Raw genomic sequence first — 468 nt, 5'->3', positions numbered from 1 at the left:
ACGTTTGAATCACCGGTAACACCCAGGTTACCGCCCACACCGGCATCACCGGCCAGGGAAGTATTACCCGCCACGCCAAAATCACCACCGACGTTTGAATCACCGGTAACGTTTGAATTACCGGTAACGTTTGAATTACCAGTAACGTTTGAATTACCAGTAACGTTTGAATTACCAGTAACGTTTGAATTACCAGTAACGTTTGAATTACCAGTAACGTTTGAATTACCAGTAACGTTTGAATCACCGGTAACACCCAGGTTACCGCCCACACCGGCATCACCAGCCAGGGAAGTATTACCCGTTACACCCAAATTACCACCGACGGTTGAATCACCGGTAACAGTTGAATTACCGCCAACGGTTGAATTACCAGTAACGTTTGAATCACCGGTAACACCCAGGTTACCGCCCACACCGGCATCACCGGCCAGGGAAGTATTACCCGTTACACCCAAATTACCACCG

At 48.5% G+C, this 468-nt stretch carries 1 pseudogene; it reads right to left on the bottom strand.

What is annotated here, in order from left to right:
- Window positions 1–468, bottom strand: a pseudogene (locus tag ACM5Q9_RS14275) (hypothetical protein); the annotation flags it as partial.

It is taken from the genome of Advenella sp. RU8, from assembly GCF_048381675.1.
Classification (GTDB): domain Bacteria; phylum Pseudomonadota; class Gammaproteobacteria; order Burkholderiales; family Burkholderiaceae_B; genus Advenella.
Note: the sequence above shows the minus strand (reverse complement) of the source record. Positions and strands in the feature narration are given on the sequence as shown.